The sequence below is a fragment of the Zhongshania sp. genome (assembly GCF_041623545.1).
In the GTDB taxonomy this organism is placed as follows: domain Bacteria; phylum Pseudomonadota; class Gammaproteobacteria; order Pseudomonadales; family Spongiibacteraceae; genus Spongiibacter.
Genome location: NZ_JBFJWS010000209.1, coordinates 1 through 5,601 on the forward strand (window position 1 = coordinate 1; position 5,601 = coordinate 5,601).

A 5,601-nucleotide genomic window follows, 5' to 3' on the forward strand; every position below is an offset into this window, starting at 1 on the left:
GCTAACTTAGCATCATAATAAAATATTTGAGGTCTTAATCTATTTTTTCGTGTGTCTATGTTTACTTGTTAATACACCTTGATGGTGGGAGAAATTATCACCTTTGGCCAGCCGGTCATAGAGCACTACATTTACCGTGGCTGCTAAGTTCATGCAGCCTTCTGTTGGTATGTAGACAACGTCTTCGCAAAACTCGGTAATTTCCTTCTTAAGGGTGCCGTCCTCCGGGCCAAAAATATAGAAAGCCTGGGCGGGGTGTTTGTAGCTGGTGAGCGGCTTGGCACCGTCAATCAATTCTACAGCCACAGGCACACAGCCCAAGGGAATAACCTCTTGTAGTTCTTTAACGCCAATGAGGGGTATTGCCTTATAAATTTTTTGGGTGTCAGTGTAGAAAGGCTTGGCGTGGTCATAGCGAGTGCCAGTATAAAATACCGAATTGACGCCATAACAACCAGCGGCACGCATTACAGAGCCGATATTCTCTGGCGATTTAGGGTTGAAGAGGCCAATGCAGGCGTAGCTTTTTTTCATAAATATTGCACATTGATATTAAATTAATTTTGATAGGTACAGGACGCTAGCAAAATGGGTCGTTATAAACGATTTAGTTAATCTACTAGCTCAATCTCAAGGCTATCAAGAAGTCTAACAGCCTCGAAGCGAGTGAACTTAGCTTTTTTGATAGTGTTGCGGTAGATGTCAATGTCATAGTCTGTCGCCTCCGAGAAATCGACGCCAGATAAGTTCGTATTAGCGAAGACGCAGCCGGTTAGATCAGTATAGGTGAAATTGGAATTACTAAAGTCGCCGTCTCGGAAGTCAATATTATGCGCCTTACAATCTTCCAAGACTAAATCATGTAGAGAAAGCCCATAAAATGAAGAGTCATTGAGTATTGATTTATAAAACTTAATTGGCGAACTAAACATTAATCGTGGCCACGAAACCTTAGTCCAATTAATGCCGATGAGCTTTGAGTCCCGAAAACAAACATCAGCGAACTTACTGTACTCCATTTTCACATTGCTTAAGTTGCAGCCAATAAATTCACAGTCGACAAAGTTACATCGCTTAAATGTTGTTTCACTAAAGTTACATTTTTCAAAGGTGCAGCCATCGAACTCGTTTGAAGAAATTTCTATGCCAGAAAAATCTAAGCCATTAATTTTTTCTGACCAATACTCATTTTTATCTTCTAAGTTCACCGGCATTCTCCGTTTCGTAAGAGGAAATTTGATAATGTCTCCGCATATTGACGATATCTCACTTTTGGGAAAGTCAGTTTCGCCGGCAAGTAATTAGGCCTATTGGCTGCTTATTATTCCAAATAAATAGCAGGTCTAAAGTGTGCAGTGACTCGGTTGATGAAAACAATTCTCGTAATAAGGATCGCTACTTATATTTGATTAAATATCCGTTAAATCAGCGGCTTACAATAATTCAATTGCTGCCACATAGAAAGCGTCTTTTCGGGAGAGGCTGTCGTTAGCTATGAGCGCCCGCCGTAGATTCCTATGCGCCATTAAATTTCTCGGTGGTCTAAGTGTTGTTAACTTCTGGTCTATACTGCTGACTTGCGAAAATCCTCTGAGATAGAAACATCGTCGCTGAACGGGATAAGAGTTCTAATGAATACTGTAAAAACGACAAAGTCTTCGACGCTAGCGCTAATTATCGGACCAGCGGTACTGATTGTAACCCTGTTAATACCTGCACCCGCCGGTATGGGGCATGAAGCGTGGTTGGCGTTTGGTGCAGCTATGTGGATGGCGATATGGTGGGCGACCGAGGCGGTGCCTATTCCGGCGACGGCCTTATTACCGCTCATTTTAGTGCCAGTATTGGGTGTTGCCAAGGTTGGAGATCTGGCCGACGCCTATGCCAACGGCATTATCTTTCTGTTTTTGGGTGGTTTTTTATTGGGTTTGGCCATGCAGCGCTGGGCTTTGCACCGCCGTATCGCCCTGAATATTTTGTTGGCGGTGGGCCAGCAGGCCAAGCGTCAGATTGCGGGGTTTATGATCGCTACGGCGTTTTTGAGTATGTGGGTGAGTAATACCGCGACGAGTATAATGATGCTGCCTATTGGTTTGTCGGTGATCAGCTTTCTACCCGAGGGTAATACCGGTGAGCGTCGCCGCTTTGCCGTGGCGCTATTGTTGGCCATTGCTTATAGCGCCAGTATTGGCGGCATTGCGACCTTAATCGGCACGCCGCCTAATGCGATGTTGGCGGCGTATTTAAAAGAGAATCATGATATTAGCATTGGCTTTGGCCAGTGGATGTTAATCGGTTTGCCGGTGGCGGCGGGTATGCTGTTGTTTTGCTGGTGGTGGCTGTGCCGCAAGGGCTTTGCGGGACTAGAAACTGCAGGCAGTCGTGATTTGCTGCGCGCCGAATTGCAGAAGCTGGGGTCACTTAGCGGCGCCGAGACGCGGGTCTTGCTGATTTTTGTCGGTACGGCGGCAGCGTGGATTTTCCGGCCATTACTAAATGATTATGTGCCGGGCATTAGCGACACGGTGATCGCGATGGCAGCGGGGGTGTTGTTGTTTACAGTGCGCTCCGGTGGCCCAGACTCCCAGGCATTGCTTGACTGGGAGAGTGCTGAAAAATTACCTTGGGGCGTGCTGCTGTTATTTGGTGGCGGCTTGGCGCTGGCGACCATGATCAAAGATTCTGGCTTGGCGGAGTGGTTGGCGCAAAACTTCTCGCTATTAAACGCTTGGCCCTTGTTCGCGGTGGTCTTGGTGATTGTAACGGTAATTATTTTTTTAACCGAGATCACCAGCAATACAGCCACCACGGCCACGTTCTTACCTCTGCTTGGCGCGCTAGCGGTAGCGCAGTCAGTATCGCCGCTGCTGTTTGTGATTCCCGCGGCCATTGCCGCCTCTTGTGCCTTTATGATGCCGGTGGCTACGCCACCCAACGCCGTCGTGTTTGGCAGCGGCGAAATCCGTATTAAAGACATGATGCATGCCGGATTCTTATTGAATCTATTTGGTATAGGCTTGGTCAGTGTTTTGGCTTACTACTTGGTACTAGCAATTTTTATCGCCAGCTAAACCCCTTAAGGTTTAAAGCGCTATTTTATTTGGAGAACAAAAAATGAATATTGCACTGATGTGTATCGGCCTGTTGGGCGCACTATGTATTGTGATGGGCATTGCGGTAACCGTGAATCGAATAAAGCAAAAGCAGGGCTCAGGCTGCCCCACGGACCCAAAGGATACCCTGCACAAGTATATCCGCGCTCATGCCAATACCATTGAGTTTGCACCGGTACTGATGGTGCTTATGTATATTTTGAGCCAGTCGCAAATGGCCGCTTGGGTGCTGTGGTCGATTATTCTGGTGACCCTATGCCGCTTTATATTGGTAGCGGGGTTAATCTTCCCCAGAACTATGTCACGGCCGAACCCTATCCGCCAGATCGGTGCGGGAGGTACATATATTTTTGGCTTGGCATTGTGTGTTGCGGTATTACAGTTGGCGGCGAATTAATGCTTAACACTTGATGGGAAACGGAAAATAGAAGGCGTGCCGAGGCTCGAAAGCATCACTCGCCTTTGGTATCTCCCTTTTCCCTTCCAAGGTATAGCAGTACTTCAACTGGCAAAACCCTAAGCTTGGACATTGCCAACGGAATGTTAATCGCTATTGAATTATTTTTACCTGCTTAGTTGCATTCCAAAGTGGCCACTCCGCATTGGCAGTGTATTTATTGGGATCTGCGGATTCAATAAAGCCGTGAAACGCTTTGCTTAACTCTGTGTGTATACTTTCTCTTTCTACTTCCTCGCTGGCACCCCAGGAGAAGTGAGTAAAGTTTTGCGTTCCTAGCCCAAAGTTTCCAAAGATAAAGGGCACATCTATACCATGGTAGGCACCAAATAGAGCGCGCCATGGCTCGGGCGTTTTTTGCCAATTAAACGTGTATTGGTAAACTGGAACCGATTGCTGGGTGAGGAGTGGCACAGCATCTTGGACCATACTCAAAAGCATTCTATTTGTGACCCATGCGCTTACCTTAAATTTCCAAAGATCACTTCGGCCGTTAAAGAAATCAGTTTGTTGCAAGGGCTTGTCGGTATGAATCATCTCCCAAATAGCGCCGTAATTTTTTTTGCTAAACTTTTTCAGTAAAAGCAGTGGTGCTTCATTTTGGGTTGTACCAATGAGGCTCGGAACTGCATTTACTAATGGTCCTGATTTGCCCACGGTAATCACGTGGCCATCTACGGCAATGCCAATACCGCCAGTACCTTGGGAGGCGCTGCTAATCTCAACCGCCGATTTACTGTATAGATAGCGTTTGAGTTCTTCTGCGCTGGTTGTATCAAGGTAATTTTGCAGATCGTCCTTCGCTGCAATGATGCCATCGGCGAGGAGCAAGTTAGTGAGTAATTTGTCATTCGTTTCCGCTAATTCTTCTTTGCTACTTTCTTGCGGTAGACCAGATAGACAAATCGACTTATGAAATTTGCCACTTGCCAGAGGTGAACGCATCAACGACCAAATACTCGTGCAGCCAGCAGAGTGGCCCATAACAGTTACGTTGCTCGCGTCGCCGCCAAAGTTCGATATGTTCTTTTGAACCCATGCCAGTGCTTTGATTTGATCTAATAGGGCGAAATTTCCGGAATCGTCAGCGGGATCGCCGGTTTGCAGTGCGGAAAGACTAAGGTTTCCGAAAAAGCCGAGACGATAATTTATGCTAACAAACACCGCATTAAGTTCTTTGGCTAATCGTTGGCCGTTGTAAAGCGGCAGCAGAGTTGCGCCGTGTATTCCGCTGCCGCCGTGAATAAACACAATAACCGGACGCGGCATTGTTGATTGCTTTGGCGCCCACACGTTTAGGTGTAGGCAGTCTTCGCTGCCGTAGGGGCGATCAAAGCTTGCGGCGTCATTACTGGTGTAAAAGTTGCCGAACTGGGCGCACGCGTCACCAAAGGCATTTGCTTGGCGCAGGCCACTCCATGGTTCGGGGTCCTGGGGAGCGCGCCAGCGCAGCTCCGCGATCGGCGCCTGGGCGTAAGGAATCCCTAAAAAGGCATTTACACCACTATAGGCAATACCGCTTACTAAGCCTTGTTCAATCGCGATGACGTTATTTGGCTGTGGGCTGGACGGGCTTTCCTCGTTAGCGACAGCCGACATCATAAATAAGCTTAACAGTGTCATTATGGTTCGCTTGGTGGCCTGGATATACGTAAAGAAAGTCATAATGTCCTCTGTAGAGTAATGACTGTGGCTAAAAATTACCGATGGTTGATCATGTATTGCTTGCCACGCTTTTCGGTATACTGCTCTCAACATTTGTGGCTGATTTATCGTTTTACAAGTTATCACTGCCTTGCCATTTTTATAGTGTATTGGACCTAATGGCGCGGTAATGGCACACGAATATAAGAATAGCGTTTTAGTGTTGCCGTCGGTTTTGCAATTCATTAAGTAGCGGATACATTACCCAGCGGTGATCATGTTCACCAATTTACCTGCACACGACGTAAAGGGCTGTCATTTACGGGACAGTTACAGTGCAATTAGCGAGGATAGATTATGAAATCCCAGGCGTTGGAGCTGATTCAC

Annotated in this window: 5 protein-coding genes; 2 read left to right on the plus strand and 3 right to left on the minus strand. The window is 46.9% G+C overall.

Annotated features, from left to right (window positions below; genetic code table 11):
- Positions 1-39 precede the first annotated feature (39 nt).
- Positions 40-534, minus strand: coding sequence for an RNA methyltransferase (locus ABYT30_RS14615; protein ID WP_373078831.1), 495 nt, complete (start codon positions 532-534; stop codon positions 40-42).
- A 77-nt stretch (positions 535-611) separates the two neighbouring features.
- Positions 612-1,208, minus strand: a complete 597-nt coding sequence (locus tag ABYT30_RS14620; RefSeq protein WP_373097268.1) for a pentapeptide repeat-containing protein — start codon at positions 1,206-1,208, stop codon at positions 612-614.
- Positions 1,209-1,631: 423 nt separating this feature from the next.
- Between ABYT30_RS14620 and ABYT30_RS14625 the strand changes: the two genes are divergently transcribed.
- Both ABYT30_RS14625 and ABYT30_RS14630 read left to right on the plus strand, forming a co-directional pair.
- Entirely contained in the window at positions 1,632-3,071 is a 1,440-nt protein-coding gene (locus ABYT30_RS14625) for a DASS family sodium-coupled anion symporter (RefSeq protein ID WP_373097269.1), read from the plus strand.
- Positions 3,072-3,114: 43 nt separating this feature from the next.
- The gene (locus tag ABYT30_RS14630; protein WP_373078824.1) at positions 3,115-3,510 is read left to right on the plus strand and encodes an MAPEG family protein; all 396 of its coding nucleotides are present in this window, start codon (positions 3,115-3,117) and stop codon (positions 3,508-3,510) included.
- A gap of 153 nt (positions 3,511-3,663) precedes the next feature.
- On the opposite strand, the gene ABYT30_RS14635 is transcribed toward ABYT30_RS14630, so the two are convergent.
- Positions 3,664-5,193, minus strand: coding sequence for a carboxylesterase/lipase family protein (locus tag ABYT30_RS14635; RefSeq protein WP_373097271.1), 1,530 nt, complete (start codon positions 5,191-5,193; stop codon positions 3,664-3,666).
- Between the last annotated feature and the right edge of the window lie 408 nt (positions 5,194-5,601).